Raw genomic sequence first — 15462 nt, 5'->3', positions numbered from 1 at the left:
TCAAACGCCTTTGGTCTGGATGCGAACATATTGGCCATAGTTCACGGCCGAATAGATGGTGACGTGCGAGGTCGTGGCCGAGACGATGCCAACGGTCTGCTGGGCGTTGTTTTCGCCATTGTTGATCGACATGGCGATGACGGGATTCACCCACGAGCTATGCGCGACGGGAAGCGCCCATGTCGCCGCGCTGTCGGCGGGCACCCAGAGCATCGTCCAGCATTCCTTGAGGCCGTTCGAGTGGACAACATAGCCATCGGTGGCAGACAGATTTTGCGCAACAAATCGGTCGAAAGCATCGGCGTGAAGGCCGTCCAGCATATCGGCATCCGTCCCGGAGCCGGCGCCGTCGTTGCCCGAATGCCAAAGGACGTGGCCGACGCTGCCTAAACTCCATCCGCCGATCTTGAGTTGATTATCAATGTCCAGCCCGAAATAGAACGCATGAGTGCCGGGGCGGTGAAAGGCCATGAATGCGCCACCGCCCGCGCTGGCCGTTACCTCTAACTCGGCACCACCCGCCGCGCCGATCCAGCTACTTCCAGCGCGCCCGGCGTTGAAAATTATATAGCCGTACGCTGTGTCCCCGTTTTTATTCAAAGGCGTGTAGCCGAGCCTGTCGGGAATGTTGGTGTAATAGGCGCCTTGCTGGCCATCGAGCAGATCCGCATCGATGCCCGACCCAGCGCCATCAACTGTCAGCAGCTTCGAGCGCACATCGGAAGCCGTATATGCCGTTGAATTGAGCGGGGTGTAGCCGAGCCGGGCAGTGATACTGGTGTAATAGCTGGGCAACTGGCCAGCCAGCAGACCGGCATCGAGGCCGGAGCCAGCACCGTCGTTGTTCGGCCCCCACGGCACAAAACCGAGGCGCGCAGGAATGTCAGCATAATAAGCGCCATGCTGCCCATCGAGCAGATCCGCATCGAGGCCGCCTCCCGCACCTTCGTCCTTAAGCGCACCACTCTTGATCCCAAGAGCCAAGCGCATCGCAGCTGCCGAGGCGGTGGAGAGCAGGCCTTTCATGAATGCCGACGGGTTTCCCTCGCCGAAGCGCGCGTTGAGCCAGCTCGTGACGGTATCCTTGAGGCCCTTGGGATGCACCGCGCGCGTGGTGTCGACGCCAGCGGCGGTCTCTGCCGGAGTCGCCAGTTCCACCACGCCCTGCGCCTCCTCGGTGGCAGGTGGGTTGATGAAATTGGCATCGCCGAAGGTGATCGCGGCGGCATCGATATCGGCAAAGGCAATGTCGATCGCGAGCAGCATCATCGCCTGCGCGGACTTCTCCACAACCGGCTCGGGTTGGCCATAGATGGCGAACAGCGTGCCATCGGCGAGATAGAGGCCGAAGCTGCGCAGCGCGTAGCTATCAGCTGTCTCATCACGCACAACGAGGTGGATCATGTCATCGGCCACCACATCACCCGAGAATGTCGAGATGCGTTTGATCTCGCCGGGAATGGCGGTGGCGCTGGCTGAAGGCACGACGGCGGTGGCAGTGATGCCGGCTTGCGTGATCACCACCGGATTGGTGCCGTTGTTCGCGGCATTGACCAGAGCAGCGCGCCCGGCATCGGTGACAATGATAGAAAGAGCCATGGAACCTCCGATTAGGCGGCCGGCGCGGCGCAGCTGAGCCGGGCGAGCAGCGCAGGCCTCGCACGCGCGACAAGGCCGATGCCGCCGCGCGCCGTGATGCCCTGGGTGAATGTGAAGTGAGAGCGAACCGGCTTGGCGCGGCTCACCTCGGCAATGACCTGATCGACAAAGGCGGCGCTTGCCGGGGCGCCAGCCTGCTCAAGATTGAGCAGCAGCTCGAATGTGTGCGGGATGCCGCGCGGCTCCTGCTGCCACCACTCGCGGATCGCAACCGAACCGCCAAAGCTCTGCACGACGCTGCGCACGCTGGCGGCCGTGCCCTTCTGGCGCGCGATCGGGATCGCCTTGCGCACGCGCTCGCGCTTGATCGCCTCCGACCAGTCCGATGACCAGTTATCGAGGCTCAGGCCCCAAGCCAGCCATGGCAGCAGCTCGATCGGGCATTGATCCGGCGACCAGACATTGCGGATTGGTGCCGGGATATCGAGCGCGGCGGCGATCACCTGCTCGAGCGCTTTCTCGAGCGGCGTTGAGCCAGACGGCAGGATGCTGGGCGCGGTCATTCGCCGGTGCCCGCATAGGTGAGCGAGATCCCGGTGCAGAAGGGTGCCTGCGTCCGGCTGATGATGAGATCTGCGGTGGGCTGGGCCAGCACGACATTCTGCACGCCTTCAACGTGCAAAGCCGCGTGCAGCCCCGAAATCGTAATATCGCGGCCGATCCGGTGGCTCTCTTCCACATAGCGATCGAGGCTCGCGCGCGCGGCATCGAGCACCACCGCGCCATCTGGCCCGCTGAATGTGGTGAGGGTCGCATCCACCTCGAAACCGACGATCTCGGCCGATTGCGCGATCACATGATCCGTGAGCGGCCTGATCGTCTCATCGGAGAGGTGCGCCTCCACGGTCGCGATCAGCGCTGGGGAAGCCTCGCCAGTCTCTGCGCGTGAGAGCACGGAAACGACGACTTCGCCCGGCCATGTGGCGCCATCGAGCGCCTGCGTCATGGCATCGATCAGCGCCGGATTGGCATCGTGATCCGCAAGCACCGAGAGCACGAGCGCGCGAATGTCATCCGGCTCCGGGCTGGCGGCGCTGGCATCGAGCACCAGCGGATCGGCGCTCAGCGCATGGAAGATATAGGCCCCTTCCGGCCCGGCGACGGAGTAACCCTCGGGCGCCAGCACCATGCGCCGGCGGAAATCGACATCGCTCTCCATGACCGCCGGGATGCCCAGCTCGGTATTGGCGGGCGTGAGCGTGAGGCGGGCGATGCCGAACAGGGCTGCGATGTTGTCGAGATCCGCGCCGGTGGCATAGGCAGGCATGACGGCGCGGGCGGCATCGTTGACACGCTGGCGCAGAAGCTGGGCGAGATAGGCGGTGACTTGCAGCAGTTTGGTCGCGGGATCGCTGTCACGCGCCTCAAAATCAGGCATGCGCGCCTGCATCTGCGCCACCGCATCGGCGAAAATCGTCTCAAAGTTGAGCTTTTCGATCACATCCGGCGCTGGAAGGCGCGAGAGATCGACTGCGGTGAAAGTTGCATCAGCCATGCCGGCCATTTCGGCCGAGGCGGACGGGCTATTCTACGAAGTGCATAGGGCGAGACGCTCTCGCCCTATGGCAAGTCATTGAGCTAAAGACGAAGACCCAGAGACCAGATATTTAATGGGGCGCTACGGATTGGTTACCCCTCCACGGCGAACCCGATTTTGATTTGTAGCCACGATCTAGTTTGATTCTATTGGGCCGATTGATAGGATTTAATTCCGGTTTGGCCGCTGTTTTCGAGTGGGGGGTGAGATGCGTTCACGCGCTTTAATCGTTTTGTTGAGCACGCTAGGCTGCGCGAACGCGGCGTTAGCGCAGCCTCCTCATTATTATCGCGGGCCCAATGTTCCCCTCCCGACGCCTGAGCGACCTGTTGCGCTTCAAACTCCGACGAGCAGCCCTGACGACAATTATACTTATGTGTTTTTTCAACCTAAGTTTTGCTCCGGAGGAGCTGGTCTGAAAATGACTGCCTACTACTCAGCAAGGTATGATGAGCCACAACGCGTGGGTGGTAAACGGCAGCCCACGAAAATGGCGGATCTCAAATTTTGTGATGGAAATCTCACCGTCGCCTTTTTCAATGGAATGACCTACGACAGTTTTCGAGAGGACGTCGAGAAAGGTCGGTTAATCGACAACAAGGGAAACGCATTCACCGCCCGACTGGCTGACATTAGTCACACAGTAAATCTGGAATACATCGCTAACGCGGATGTCAATTATTATTGGGATGCTCCGCCAAAGCCCTCGCAACCTCAACTTGCTTCTTCACCTCGTGCTAATAATGCACCGGTTCCTCTGAATGCTATGCTCGCAGCGTCATTAGCAGAGGCATTTGCACGCGCGCCACGTATCCAGATCGGCATGTCCATGGGCATGGCCAAGCTCAGCAAAAATGAGGTGGTTGTCGACATCGGCATCCAAACTCAGGAATACGTGTTCGATGTCCGTCCCGACGCGCGCTGCACCCCAGTAGGCGCGAAGCAGCGCTGCACGTACGCTTTCATGATTACGGGCAACGGTTCATTCGTCGGCGGTAAGCTGCCTACACAGACAACTGGTTGGGTAACGCGCACCGATGTGTTCGACAGAAAGGGTGCATCCTACCGGTCGGCCGCTACTGATCAGCTGATGCTGCAGGCGGCGACGCCTCCGGAAGGCCCTGCCCGGCCAGATAGACCGATTAAGCAAGCCCCTACTATTGGATGTGATGCCGGCATCGTCTGGCTCTGTAAATATTAGTCCAACAGTAGGTCGGCCATCCTAGACATCTAAGACCAGAGCCGCCTCGACGAGCTGTTGATAAAGCAGGTTGATGAGCATTTCCCGGTCCGCCTCGGTCGCCCCGATCAGTTCGCGTTTGGGATAAGAAATCGCACGGGCGCGCAGCGAGGGCTTATCGCGCAGCCCGTGCTGATGGATGCCGGCGATCTCGCTCGCTTTCCCGCTAAACCCCACCCAAAAGCCGCGATCATCCACGCCAGAGCGCAGATAGCGGCCCGATGAGAGCCGCCGGAACATAGCGCGGCGGCGTAGGCCGCCCTTGCGACGCAATGTGCTGCCGCCGCCCCCGCGATATTCCTCGGGCACGGGAAGCCACTTCACCACCTTGTCGAAGTGGAAGGATCGAATGCCGCCCGCCTCAACATCGAAGCCGGTCATCATGCGATCGCTGTCCCATGAGAAGCCGCGCATGATCACGCGGCGCACGCCGCTGCTCGATGGATAAAGGAAGCAAGCTGGACCGCGCGAGGGGATCGCAGGCGTCTTTTGTGTGCGCGGCTCAAAGGCGCTGCCATCGGGCGCGCGCTGGGCGGCGATGCGCTGGCGCTGGCTCAGGGCAAGGCGCTGGGCCATCTTGCGGAGCATGGAACGGCGCTCGCCGGCGCTCAGCGCCCGCACGATCGCCCCGGCCATCGCCTCCAGTTCGAGCAGTTCCTCGCTCATGCGTCTGGCGGGATCGCCGGTGTTAGAATGGTGCCAGGCGCTTTGCTTGCCACGAGCGGCTCGGTGCCGCCCCAGCCTTGGATGAATGGATTGTCGATGCCGGGGAACGTCTCAAACACAGGCGGCTCAGCCGGGTGTTCAAGGTCAAAGCCGGTGCCATCCTCGCGAGGCTTGGCAATCACGCGCTCGGTGAGATCGATCGAGATCAGGATATCGCTGGTGTCGCTGTCCAGCAGCTCGGCCTCAAAGGTGAAGGGCGTTGCATCGCGATCACGCAGGCGCTCGGGCTGCTCTGTCTCCAGCCAGATCAGCAGCGGGAGCATGAGGCTATCGGCCGACCCGGCAAAATCCCAAAGCCCCACCTGCAGCTTGTAGGCATATTCGAAGCTATGGGTGCGCGACTGGAGAGCGCGGACGCTGCCGCTCTCGACATAGATGGCAAGGCGATCCGGGTGCGTCTGCAGCTCGGGCAAATAGGCAGTGAGGTGGGCACGAAGGCTCGCCGGCTTTTTCATCAGCGCGGATCCGCGCAGGCGCCCGGCTCATGCCAGCGGATGACGCGCAGCAGCTGATCGCGCGTGTCCGCGTAAGCCGTGGCAAGGGCGATGAGCGCCGATCGCACCGCCGGCGGGATTGTGGCCGCGGCATCGCTCGGGAATGGCGCAGGCATTGCCGGGCAGGCCAGCAGATCCGCCGGGGGCGTGTCTTTCACTTCCACCGCAATGACAGCCGGCGCCGTTTCAATCTGGCGCTGGGCGCAGCCCTGCAAGGTCGTTGAGGCGATCAAACCAATCACCCCCAACGCGATCATCCGGCCCGATCGTTTCATCTGCTTTCTCCATGGCTTGAACATTGGCGGTGCGGCGCGCGGCCTGCGCGATTGCAAGGGCGTGATCGGCGGCGACCTTCGCCTGCGTGCGCTCAGCTGCGCGGGCAAGAGTGGTGGCCGTGGCGCTCTGCGATTCCCGTTTGTAGGCGGCATGGCTGGCCACCAGCGCGGTGCAGCCGTCCAACGCGGCTTTGCCCTTGGGCTTGGTGCCGGTAAATTCGCCGCCGGCGGCGAGGCAAAGCTGCCGCGCCCATGCCTCGAGGCGGTCGCGCTCGGCGCGGCCGCTTGCCCCCCAGGCGTAAAGCCCGGCTGCTGCACCGGCGAGGCCCAGCAGGATCAGCGTCTCACGCGAGCCGCTCAGCATGGCCCAACTAGCCTTGAGGATCCCGAGCGCCCACTTCACGACAAAAGGCCCGTGAAAAAGGTACGGCGGGAATAAGTGAGGGCCTCATGCCGCAGGCTACCGGCGCGATAGCTCACATGGATCCAGCCACTATCGTGCTGGCCCCGCACATAATTCTCGAGAATGAGCTGATCGAACGGCAAGGCATCGCGAATGAAAGTGGCGGCGGTGAAGTTATCGACGCCGACCACCTCGAGATCGGCCGCCTCGCCCAGCGCATGCTGGCTTTTGACCGTGGATCCCACGGCCACGCAAAGTGCCGGCGATCGATAGCCAGAGGTGACGCGCACAGGCTTGCCATAATGCGCGCGCAACGGCTCGAGCACCTTGGCGCAGAGCAGTTGCATCGCAGCGATCTGCTGCGCGTTCGGGCTGTTGTCGATCTTCTGTGCCTTCGCGGTGGCCGATGCGGTGAATTCGGCCAGAGAAAAGTTCGGCGAGAGCTGCATGGCTCAGTCCTTCCATTTGCCAAAGATGAGATCGGAAAGGCGGCCCGGCGCATGGGTGAGCGTGTCAGAGGCCGAGGCGATCACGCGCGGCGTGGCGTCGAAGGCGACCAGCGCGATGCCGAAGCCGATCGACTGCGCCACAAACTCATTCCAGCCTGTGAAGGCGACGATGCCCTGCGTGGCGTAGTAGCTCACCGTCGAGCCGACCACCCATTGCACGAACCGTTGGCGCCAGCTCAGACCCGGTTTCCACGCCTGTGCGACGGCCGAGCCGATGAGCGCGGGCGTGAGCGAGCTGATCGTTTCGATGGCGGCCGGCAGGATCGATTTAGGGTCCATGATCAGTCCCAGAGCTGGATGAGGGGGCGCTGGCGGGTCGCCTCGGGCGCCTTGGAAATCGGCACCATGACGACGGTGCCGAGCGGGAGAATGGGGCCGAGATCAGCGAGGCCCGGATTTGCATCGAGCACCGCGCCGATCGAGCCGGAGCCAAGGCCAGCCTCGCGCCAGATCAGTGCGTCCACGGTGTCGCCTTGCCGGGCCGTGAGGGGCTGCATGCGGGCCATCAGATGAGATCCACGGTGGTGCGCGTGCGGCCCAGCATGTCGCGGATCGCATGCGCGGCATCGCGGCGCAGCTCGCGCACGCTCTCATCGAGTTCATCGCCCTGGCTTGCGCCGGCGGCGGTGGTGTCAAAGTCGCGATGTCGATCGATCAGCTCGGCCTTGGCGAGCAGAGCGATGACGCGGCGATAGCGGATCAGGTTGCGGCTTTCTCCACCCAGCTGGGGCGCAGGAACGTCCGCCAGCGTGGCGTGCCCCTGCCCCGTCTGCTCGGCCACCCACGCGCGCAGATCGATCTCCGTCGCATCCATGGCGGCCAGAATGGCGCTGCGCAGGCGCGGCGCGGTGATGCTGGATGTGATGCGTGCCAGCTCGCGGATCTCGCGCGGATCGATCGCGGGGAAAAAGCCGTCATTCTCGATGACGGTTTCCGTCGGCTGTGGGCCGCTCTCAGGCGACGGGGGCTTGGCGACGAAGCTCATGCCATGATCGCTCGCGCGAGGGGCGCCATTCCCCCAAGCATGATTCCGATTAAGGCGAGCAGCAGATAGTCGTTGCGCGTCAGCATCGGGCGTCCTTTCCGGCTCTCCGGCTTACGGGGGTGAGGATCGGGACAGAGGGCGGCCCTTCGGCTGTAAAAACCTCCCGCCTCGCGCGATCCGCCCCCGAGCGCCGGGGGCGAGCTTGTCAGGCGGCTGAGCCGTCTTCGTGGTTGGGTTGCTTTGTGGTGGCCGCCGCAGCGGCGTCCTGCGCCGCGAGCATCTTCTCGGCGCGCTTGATCTTATCCTTCACCCCAATCCGGTCATTGAGCGCCTGCGCGGCCTTGAGGGACGCGAGCGCCGCCTCGAGCATCGCCCGGCTTTCGGCATTGGCTTCCATGTCCTCGGCAATGAAAAGCTGCTGCGCGCCGGTGGCCTTGCGCAGCTTGGCGCGGGCCTGATCGTGCATGTCGATCGCGTCTGTCAGCTCGGCCACGCGGAGCAGAACGCCCAGATCGAAATGGGCGCCTGCATTGTGCGCCTTGAGGGCCGCCTCCGCGATCTCTTCCACCACGATCGTGGCGGCATCGCGGTTGTAGCGCGCCGGCATCTGCACATTGTGGCGCAGAACGAAGGGCACCAGCTCGAGCGCACCATCAAACGCGCCCACGTCGATCAGCCAGACCATAACAGTGGGCAGAACTTCGGCAGAAACGCCCGTCCCTACGCCGGCATCGACATCGAGCAGGCCTTTCACCCAATCGGCATATTCAGGCAGCATTTCGCGCTTGGCGGCGATCTTGAGATCCACGCCCTTGATCTCGTGAAGGCGGCGCAGATCGTGCGTCAGGCGCATGGCGATTTGGGCGGCCGCGCGATCAGCGGGCGATCCCCCCGCCGCCGGAAGAGGTGCGGCGGCGGGGGTGGCCGCTCCAACATTGGGAGCGGACGCAGCGGTCTGTGCAGCAAGGATGCGATCCCTGTGGCGGCGAGCGAGGCTCATGGTGCGTGTCCTGTCAGTTGGAGCGAATACGGGGAAAGGGCGCCGGCGGATCAGTCCGGCTTGGCGCCCATCACGATGTTCTCAAAGAGGGCGCAGCGGCCGTAATCCTCGACCACGAAATCCTCATTGACGCTCTCGTAATTCTCGATCTGGTCGAGGGCCGGCTCGTCCCTGATGTGGCGTCGGCGCGTCTCCTCCTGCCAGTAGATCGACAGGTTATCGAGGCTGGTGACCAGCAGGCTCGTCTCCGGGAAGAAGGGGACGATGATCGCGCGCTTGCCGGCGAGCTGCTTGGGCAAGGTGAGGATGCGATGGGCGGCCTCGCGTTCGGTGGCCGTATCGCCCGCCGCCTGCAGCAGGTTCAGATATTTGTCCTTCACCAGCTGCCAGCCAACGATGACCACCAGATCGGTATCGCCCCGGTGCCAGGGGTCGAGCAGATCCAGCGCATCGAAGGCGAGCGCATCGAGATTGGCGTAATCGGCCTTCGCGGTGTCCGTATTGGTGCCGGCACCGTTTACGACTTCGACGCCGGCGGCGACGTAGATGGCCTTCGTGCCGCCCGAGGTCAGCGCACCGTCCTCAAGATGACGCGAGGGCGCCTTGGTGCGGATCTTATGCAGCCAGCCCTCGTTGACATCCTGCAGCAGCGGGTTGTCAGCGCGGTTGGTAGTTGCGGCGGCGGACGTGCCGTTGAAACCGATCATGATCCGGTCCCGGCCCTGCTGCTTGATGATCACGTCGCGCAGGAGGGTCTGGAATTCCGGCTTGTGGCGCCATGCGTCCAGCTTGGCATAAGGAATCGCATGATCGTAATTGGTCTGGCGACAGAAATAGCCGCCTTCATCCGAGGTGTCCGTGGGATCGGTGGGCGTGCGGCGGTTGCCACCGGCGGTGTTGGTACGGCCTGCGAGCGGGCGGGTGACGCCGACGCCGACTTTGTTGCCGCTCTGCTGCACGACTGGCTGGATGTTGATCATGCCAAGGAAATCGCTCGACTCCTTGATCTTCTCTTCGAGCTTCTGCTCGACAACAGGCGCGACGGTGAATTTGGTTTCTGCGGATGCCACGCCATTGATGAGTGCGATCTGGCTCACATAGGCGGCAAACAGGAGGCGGGTTTCGTTACGCATGGTCAGGCTCCAGTGGGGCGGGTGCGGGAGGGGTAGCGGGGCGTGTGATCAGCAATCCGTGACCACCGCGCCGCTGCCGCCGGTCGCGGGCGTGCGCGTGAAAGTGCCGGGCTGCTCCGTCTTGGCGAGCTTCGCATCGAGTACGTCGAAGCGCGCATTGATCGCCGCGATCGCATCATTGGCCGGCTTCACGGCGGCCGCGACCTGATCACCAATGGCACTGGCGAAAGCCTTCACATCGAAGCTGTTGTCGTTCGCCGGCTGCTGCTTGGGTGCCGGCTCTTCCTTCGGCTTCTCTTCCGAGCGCGTGAACAGGGCCGCTACGCCGGCGAAGCCGGATTTGATCGCCTCGGCGATGCCGGCAGGCTCGATCGGCTCGGCCGTCAGCTCGAGCGATGTCTCAAGCGCGTTGGTGAACAGGTTGGGGCGTGTCATGGCCGCAAATTTGAGCGGTTCGGTGCCCAGCGATGCCGGCTGATCGGTAACAGCCAGGCCGACCAGATAGGCCTTGCCGCTGTCCGCGAAGTTGGGGTGGATTTCACAGCTGGTGAACAGCTTCTGGCCGGCCTTGTTGATCGCGAGCAGCTGGTCGTTCGCCTCGATCTCGCCTTCGAGCGCCAGCTTCTTGACGGTCTGGCCATTGATCTGCAGCTCAACCTCGGCCGTCCGCAGGGCGAGAATGGTTCCATAGGCGTTGAATGGCTTATCCGGGCTGTAGCCGGCGATGTGCTCGCAGTTGATCCGCGCCGTGTACGTCTTGGGATCGTAGCTGGCGGCCATCTGTTCGAGCCATTCGCGCTGGATCACGCGGCCGTCGACGGTTTCACCTTCAACGGCGATGCGGAAAAACTTGCTCTTGGCCATGGGGGCGGGTTCCCTTGCTTTGGATCGGCGGTGCTGGCGCCAGAAGGGCCGGACGGGGCGTGATCCTCAAGCCAGTCCATCGGGCGAGAGCTTCTCACCCGATGGAGAACCGTGATCTGATCGGCGCGGACGGCATGGTCAGGCGCGATGACCGTTGCCCAGCCTCTCACCGCCCCAGCAGGGCCGCCCAGCTTCTGGCAGTTCGATCCGCGCCGGCATGCGCGCAGCCTCTATTGGCGTGGCTGGGGCGTCGCTCAGATCGCGGATGAATTCGCGCTGCATGGCATCGTCAACGACAAGGGCAGCGCGATCCCGCGCGCGACGATCGAAAGCTGGAAACAGCGCGATCGCTGGGACGATGCGCCCTCGATCAGCAAGATCGAGGACAGCCTCGAATGCCGGTTCATGGTGCTGGTCGCCAAGGAGAAGAAGACCAACGCGGATCTCGCCGAGCTGGACGCGTTATCGCGCTCGATCACCGCCATGGCGCGCGTGCGCCGCTATCAGGCCGAGGGCGGGCATGAGGGCGATCTCAATGAGAAGGTCGCCAATCGCAATGCCGGGCCGCGCAAGAAGGCGAAGAAGAACCACTTCACGGAAGAGCAGGCCGCCGAGCTGAAGCGGATCTTCCTCGAAGGGCTTTACGACTATCAGGCGCAATGGTGGGAGGCGAAGGATCAGCGCACGCGCATGATCCTCAAGTCCCGCCAGATCGGCGCGACCTATTATTTCGCTTTCGAGGCGCTGATCGATGCGATCGAGACGGGCCGAAATCAAATCTTCCTCTCGGCTTCCAAGGCGCAGGCCCACCAGTTCCGCAGCTATATCGTGAGCTTTGCCAAGCTGGTCGGCGTGGCGCTGACCGGCGATCCGATGCTGATCACGTCGGATCTGCGCCCGGCGGAGGAAGCGGCGGCCGAGCTGCATTATCTGGGCACCAATTTCCGCACCGCGCAGGGCCGCCACGGCAATTTCTATTTCGATGAGTTCTTTTGGGTCCACTCATTCGAGGACTTGAACAAGGTCGCCTCGGGCATGGCGACGCACAAGAAATGGCGCAAAACCTACTTCTCGACGCCATCGAGCGTGGCGCATCCGGCCTATCCCTACTGGACTGGCGAGCGCCGGAACAAGCGGCGCAAGAAGGCTGATCGGATCGAGATCGATGTGAGCCATGCAGCGCTGGCGATCGGCTCGGTTGGGCCGGATCGGGTGTGGCGCCACATCGTCAACATCCGCGATGCCGAAGCCGGCGGCTGTGATCTGTTCGACATCGAGGAACTGCAGGACGAATATGCACCCGACGAGTTCGCCAATCTGTTCCTGTGCGAGTTCGTCGATGACAGTCTGTCGGCCTTCCGCTTCAACGATCTGATCGCTTGCGGCTGTGACAGCTTGGTGGAGTGGCGCGACTTCGATCCCGACGCTCTGCGCCCTTATGGCAATCGGCGGGTGTGGGCGGGCTATGATCCGCAGGAGAGCGAGGACGGCGACAATGCCGCTCTGGTGATCGCGGCGCCGCCGGAAAAAGAAGGCGAGCCTTTCAGGATCCTCGAGCGCCACCAGCTGCGCGGTCTCGATTTCGAGCAGCAGGCCGATTTCATCAAGGTGATGCTCAGCCGATATAACTGCACCTATCTCGGGGTTGACGCCAAGGGCGTGGGCGCGGGCGTCTATCAGCTCCTTGCCAAGGTGGGTGCCATGCCCGGCTGCACGGTCGCGAAGATCGAATATTCGCTCGAGCTGAAAGCCCAGATGGTGATGAAGGCGCAGAATGTCGTGCGCCGGGGCCGGCTCGCGTTCGATGCTTCCATGCTCGATCTCGTTTCATCATTCGTCTCGGTGAAAAAGACCCTCACCGCCAGCGGGCGCAGCATGACGTTCAAGGCCGGGCGCGGCGGCAATGACGGCCACGCGGATCTCGCCTGGGCCACGATGCACATCCTCATGAATGAGCCGCTCGACGGCAAGGAAAAGCCCAAGGGCACAATGGAGATAATCGAATGAGCAAGCGCCGGTCCCGCCGCCAGACTGCACGTGCCCTGTCCACCGCTATGCCGGCCACCGTCGGCGAGGTGCAAGCCTTCAGCTTCGGCGATCCCGAGCCGGTGCTGAGCCGCGCTACCATGCTCGATATGATGGAGTGCGGGCACAATGGCCGCTGGTATGAGCCGCCGATCTCGCTCAACGGCCTTTCCCGTGCGTTTCGAGCCTCGCCGCATCACTCGAGCGCGATCATGCTCAAGCGCAACATGCTGGCTGCCAGCCTCGAGCCAACACGCTGGCTGAGCCGCAAGGTGTTCGCCGGCATGGTGCTCGATTATCTCGTGCTCGGTAACGCTTATGCGCAGGAGATCCGCAACCGCCTGGGCGATCTGCTGCGCCTCGATCATCCGCTCGCCAAATATACTCGGCGGGGCGTCGTGCCGGGCGCCTTCTGGTGGGTGCCGGGGTTCAGGAATGAGGAGCAATTCCCCCTCGGCACCGTCCACCAGCTCCTCGCGCCAGATCTCAATCAGGAGATCTATGGCGTGCCGGAATATATATCGGCCCTGCAGTCAGCCCTGCTCAACGAGAATGCCACCCTGTTTCGCCGCCGCTATTATGAAAACGGGAGCCATGCGGGCTATATCATGTATGCGACCGGCGAATTTGCCGAGGGGGACGTGGACAAGATGCGCGATGCGCTCAAGCGATCGCGTGGGCCGGGCAACTTCCGCAATCTGTTCGTTCACTCGCCCAACGGGAAAGAGAACGGGATCAAGCTGCTGCCGATCGCCCAGATGGGCGCGAGCGATGAATTCCTCGGCATCAAGAACACCACGCGCGATGACGTGCTGGCCGCGCACCGGGTGCCGCCGCAATTGCTTGGCATTGTACCGGCGAACGCGGGTGGCTTTGGCGATGTGACGAAGGCGACGGACGCCTTTTTTGAGCTGGAGCTGGCGCCTCTGCAGTCGGTGTTTCTCGATTTGAATGAGGCGGTCGGGGCTGAGGTCGTGCGGTTCCGGCCACGCGATATGTGATTGGCATATCTCAGCACCGAGATAAGAATGGAGGGGCGCCGCAGAGCGACGCCCCTCTTTCTTGGCGGTTGTATCCGGGGGGGATGGGCACCGCCAAGCAGAGCCGACAGAGTCGGCGCCTGCAATTCTGCTTTTACGACAGTTCGTCGCGTCAGCCAAGTTTCCCGAGATTCTTCCATTGACCGAATCGCACCGTGTTCCACATATGTTCTCTATCAGGAGAACATGCACATGGACCGAATTGACGACATTCGCGACGCCGTCGCGAAGGCGCTGGAAGAGCGCGGCCACGGTAACCGCCAGTTTTTGGAAGAGATCCGCGCAGGCGCGCGAGACGAGGGACCTTTTATGTTTGGTGCGCTCGCATGCGCGAAGCTGCTGAACACTGCGCGATGAAGTGGCCCGCTATGTTGGCGACATAAGGGTCGCGACGTGTATTTTCGAAGCGGCAGCATGGCACAACGCCGTGCGCGTGGTGTGCCGATGCGGACATGCCGCGCCCTTTGATCCGCACGGGCTATGGTGGTGGTTTCAGCAACGCCATTGGAACGACACGTTTTGCGAGGCCCGGATGAGATTTTATTGCCGGCGATGCTCGGCTGCTCTCGGTAGGCGCGTGCGGCCAATGCTGATCGAAACGAGCCAGGACAGGGAGACGATCCTGCTCCCGCTTCCAGATAAGGTGGTCTGGAAGAAAGCTCTGCGGAGATACCGCACCTGACGTTCAGGCGACTGCCATAAGTTGGCTGGGAAAGGGCTGTGCGAGAGCGCGAGCCGTATCCAGATCACCTGTCAGCCAAACCTGATAGTCCTCGGGATGGAGAATGACCGGCATGGCCTTCGGGTGAAGCGGGGCGACGAGTGGGTTGGGTTCGCAGGTCAGGAACGCAAAGACGATCCCGGCCTCGCTCGGACGCCAGATCCCGGCGAAGCATGACACCGGCTGCTGATTGATCGTGAACCACCACTCCTCACGCCCTTGGCCGATCTTCGGCTCGGCAAACTGCGTGAAGGGCACAAGGCAACGCTGCGCCGGCGCGGCGATCATTGATCGCCAGAACGGACTATCGAGATTGCGGACGTTGGTGATGTGCTTGGTGATCGTCGTGCCGGGGCGCTTGCCGGGCATCTTTCGCGGGACGCCCCACATCATCTGATCAACGATGGTTTGCCCTTCACTACTGCGCGCCACGATGGCGGGCTTGCGGGGCCAGATATCCTCGGATGCTGCTTGCAGCTCAGTCTCGGGAAGGTGGGCGCCGATATACTCTGCCCATGTCGAGAGCTTGGAGGGGTCGGCCCGGAAGTGATTGCAGATGGCGGCCTCCATCAAACGCCAGCGCTGATCGCATGACTAGCATCGATCCGCAGCCCGACAAACGCCTCTACGCGCCGGCCCCCTGCGAAACGCGCTTTTCCCCCCGCCTCGCCCGCGCACTTTTTGGGTCGGTTTCGATGCACCATACCAGCCTCCGGAAATCGGCTCAGCTCTAAGGCCGGTCAGTGGTCTTCCCGCTCCCGCAAAAGTTGCGAATTCATGCACCTAGAGCGGTCAATGGAGGCGAAATCGATCCGTGCCTTCCGCAGGCCGAACTCGCACAAATATTTTCG

19 protein-coding genes are annotated in these 15462 nt (G+C 62.8%); 4 read left to right on the top strand and 15 right to left on the bottom strand.

Annotation, left to right across the window (positions count from 1 at the left end):
* The 3 genes from M2339_RS13970 to M2339_RS13960 are packed head-to-tail and all read right to left on the bottom strand — an operon-like array spanning window position 1 to window position 3154.
* A complete protein-coding gene (locus tag M2339_RS13970; protein ID WP_264606419.1) occupies window positions 1-1599 on the bottom strand; it encodes a hypothetical protein in 1599 nt (532 codons plus the stop codon).
* An 11-nt stretch (window positions 1600-1610) separates the two neighbouring features.
* Window positions 1611-2162 carry a phage tail protein I gene (locus M2339_RS13965; RefSeq protein ID WP_264606418.1) on the bottom strand — a complete coding sequence of 184 codons (552 nt, stop codon included), beginning with the start codon at window positions 2160-2162 and terminating at the stop codon, window positions 1611-1613.
* Window positions 2159-3154, bottom strand: a complete 996-nt coding sequence (locus tag M2339_RS13960; RefSeq protein WP_264606417.1) for a baseplate J/gp47 family protein — start codon at window positions 3152-3154, stop codon at window positions 2159-2161. Before M2339_RS13960 ends, M2339_RS13965 begins: the two co-directional genes overlap by 4 nt.
* Window positions 3155-3617: 463 nt before the next feature.
* Between M2339_RS13960 and M2339_RS13955 the strand changes: the two genes are divergently transcribed.
* Window positions 3618-4397, top strand: coding sequence for a hypothetical protein (locus M2339_RS13955; RefSeq protein ID WP_264606416.1), 780 nt, complete (start codon window positions 3618-3620; stop codon window positions 4395-4397).
* A gap of 21 nt (window positions 4398-4418) precedes the next feature.
* Here the strand turns inward: M2339_RS13955 and M2339_RS13950 are convergent, their stop codons facing one another.
* The 11 genes from M2339_RS13950 to M2339_RS13900 all read right to left on the bottom strand — a co-directional run bounded on the left by M2339_RS13950 (window position 4419) and on the right by M2339_RS13900 (window position 10825).
* The gene (locus M2339_RS13950; RefSeq protein ID WP_264606415.1) at window positions 4419-5102 is read right to left on the bottom strand and encodes a phage virion morphogenesis protein; all 684 of its coding nucleotides are present in this window, start codon (window positions 5100-5102) and stop codon (window positions 4419-4421) included.
* Complete coding sequence (locus M2339_RS13945; RefSeq protein WP_264606414.1) at window positions 5099-5617, bottom strand: phage tail protein; 519 nt, start codon at window positions 5615-5617, stop codon at window positions 5099-5101. Before M2339_RS13945 ends, M2339_RS13950 begins: the two co-directional genes overlap by 4 nt.
* Window positions 5617-5814 carry a hypothetical protein gene (locus tag M2339_RS13940; RefSeq protein ID WP_264606413.1) on the bottom strand — a complete coding sequence of 66 codons (198 nt, stop codon included), beginning with the start codon at window positions 5812-5814 and terminating at the stop codon, window positions 5617-5619. Before M2339_RS13940 ends, M2339_RS13945 begins: the two co-directional genes overlap by 1 nt.
* Before the next feature lie 28 nt (window positions 5815-5842).
* The gene (locus M2339_RS13935; protein WP_264606412.1) at window positions 5843-6295 is read right to left on the bottom strand and encodes a hypothetical protein; all 453 of its coding nucleotides are present in this window, start codon (window positions 6293-6295) and stop codon (window positions 5843-5845) included.
* Window positions 6296-6330: 35 nt separating this feature from the next.
* Window positions 6331-6783 carry a D-Ala-D-Ala carboxypeptidase family metallohydrolase gene (locus M2339_RS13930; protein WP_264606411.1) on the bottom strand — a complete coding sequence of 151 codons (453 nt, stop codon included), beginning with the start codon at window positions 6781-6783 and terminating at the stop codon, window positions 6331-6333.
* A 3-nt stretch (window positions 6784-6786) separates the two neighbouring features.
* Window positions 6787-7122, bottom strand: a complete 336-nt coding sequence (locus M2339_RS13925; RefSeq protein ID WP_264606410.1) for a hypothetical protein — start codon at window positions 7120-7122, stop codon at window positions 6787-6789.
* A 2-nt stretch (window positions 7123-7124) separates the two neighbouring features.
* Window positions 7125-7340 (bottom strand): tail protein X, encoded by a 216-nt coding sequence (locus M2339_RS13920; RefSeq protein ID WP_413714848.1) that lies wholly within the window; start codon window positions 7338-7340, stop codon window positions 7125-7127.
* Between the two features lie 8 nt (window positions 7341-7348).
* Entirely contained in the window at window positions 7349-7828 is a 480-nt protein-coding gene (locus M2339_RS13915) for a head completion/stabilization protein (RefSeq protein WP_264606408.1), read from the bottom strand.
* Window positions 7829-8033: 205 nt separating this feature from the next.
* Window positions 8034-8681: a phage terminase small subunit gene (gene gpM, locus M2339_RS13910; RefSeq protein ID WP_264606407.1), complete on the bottom strand. Its 648-nt coding sequence runs from the start codon at window positions 8679-8681 to the stop codon at window positions 8034-8036.
* Between the two features lie 197 nt (window positions 8682-8878).
* On the bottom strand, window positions 8879-9961 hold the full coding sequence (locus M2339_RS13905) for a phage major capsid protein, P2 family (RefSeq protein ID WP_264606406.1): 1083 nt from the start codon (window positions 9959-9961) through the stop codon (window positions 8879-8881).
* A 48-nt stretch (window positions 9962-10009) separates the two neighbouring features.
* Window positions 10010-10825, bottom strand: a complete 816-nt coding sequence (locus tag M2339_RS13900; protein ID WP_264606405.1) for a GPO family capsid scaffolding protein — start codon at window positions 10823-10825, stop codon at window positions 10010-10012.
* 147 nt (window positions 10826-10972) lie between these two features.
* On the opposite strand from M2339_RS13900, the gene M2339_RS13895 reads away from it, so the two are divergent.
* The 3 genes from M2339_RS13895 (at window position 10973) to M2339_RS13885 (ending at window position 14247) form a co-directional block, all read left to right on the top strand.
* The gene (locus M2339_RS13895; protein WP_264606404.1) at window positions 10973-12832 is read left to right on the top strand and encodes a terminase large subunit domain-containing protein; all 1860 of its coding nucleotides are present in this window, start codon (window positions 10973-10975) and stop codon (window positions 12830-12832) included.
* Window positions 12829-13851, top strand: a complete 1023-nt coding sequence (locus tag M2339_RS13890; protein WP_264606403.1) for a phage portal protein — start codon at window positions 12829-12831, stop codon at window positions 13849-13851. Before M2339_RS13895 ends, M2339_RS13890 begins: the two co-directional genes overlap by 4 nt.
* Before the next feature lie 231 nt (window positions 13852-14082).
* Window positions 14083-14247 (top strand): hypothetical protein, encoded by a 165-nt coding sequence (locus tag M2339_RS13885; RefSeq protein ID WP_181561007.1) that lies wholly within the window; start codon window positions 14083-14085, stop codon window positions 14245-14247.
* A 328-nt stretch (window positions 14248-14575) separates the two neighbouring features.
* Here M2339_RS13885 and M2339_RS13880 read toward each other — a convergent pair whose 3' ends face one another.
* On the bottom strand, window positions 14576-15181 hold the full coding sequence (locus M2339_RS13880; protein WP_264606402.1) for an SOS response-associated peptidase: 606 nt from the start codon (window positions 15179-15181) through the stop codon (window positions 14576-14578).
* Window positions 15182-15462: the final 281 nt, after the last annotated feature.

The sequence above is a fragment of the Sphingobium sp. B2D3C genome, from assembly GCF_025961835.1.
Taxonomy (GTDB): Bacteria; Pseudomonadota; Alphaproteobacteria; order Sphingomonadales; family Sphingomonadaceae; genus Sphingobium.
The sequence above is the reverse complement of the archived record's forward strand: the minus strand, read 5'-3'. Positions and strand labels throughout refer to the sequence as shown.